The 826-nt window shown below is 45.5% G+C and carries 2 protein-coding genes; both read right to left on the bottom strand.

Annotated features, from left to right (window positions below; genetic code table 11):
- A partial coding sequence (locus A3756_RS22225; RefSeq protein WP_156490695.1) for an AAA family ATPase occupies positions 1-399 on the bottom strand: 399 nt, incomplete at its 3' end.
- A 36-nt stretch (positions 400-435) separates the two neighbouring features.
- On the bottom strand, positions 436-826 hold a 391-nt coding region (locus A3756_RS22220; protein WP_156490694.1), incomplete at its 5' end, for a nitric oxide reductase activation protein NorD.

The following is an 826-nucleotide window of genomic DNA, read 5'->3' as shown; positions in this document are numbered from 1 at the left end:
AAAGTCAGGATGAGCAATAATTTCTTCGCCCGTACGCTCTACAGGTAAAACGCGACGGTGGTCAGACAGTGGGTGAAGCACAACCGTAGTATCTTTCCGTGCTTCAATGACTTCATCTAAATAACAAATACCGCCTTCTCGCACCGCCCTGGTAAGCGGGCCATCCTGCCAATAGGTTCCGTCTTTGCCAATTAAGTGTCGACCTACCAAGTCTGTTGCGCTTAGATCATCATGACAGGCAATCGTGTATAAAGGCCGATCAAGTTTCTTGGCCATGTGCTCAACAAATCGGGTTTTACCACAACCTGTAGGTCCCTTAATCAAAACCGGCAAATTATTGTTGGCGGCGTGCTCGAAGATAACAACTTCATTTCCCTGCGCTAGATAATTCGTTGGCATGTCGTTCTCCATTTAAAAAGCTTGACCCTTGTCGTCTTACGATAGACCTGTAAGGTTCAAGTAAATTTTTGGCAGCAATGCAGGTAAACGCGCAGTATCACTAATCACTGCATAACCATGATCACCAAAAAGGTAAGGTAAATAATCGTTTCCATCTTCATCGATGGTAATACAAAATGGTTGCAAGCCCTGCTGCTTGGCCTCCTGAACCGCCTTACGAGTATCCTCTACTCCGTAACGGCCTTCGTAGTGATCAATATCATTTGGCTTGCCGTCTGAAACAATCAACATGAGGCGCTTTTGAGTTGCTTGTGTTTTTAACACTTCAGTTGATTGACGAATACCTGCGCCCATTCGCGTATAAAATCCCGGCTTGATTTCAAGAATTCGGCCACGTGCGGCATCGCCATAAGGTTCAGAGAAGTTT

The organism is Oleiphilus sp. HI0086, from assembly GCF_001635225.1.
Note: the sequence above shows the minus strand (reverse complement) of the source record. Positions and strands in the feature narration are given on the sequence as shown.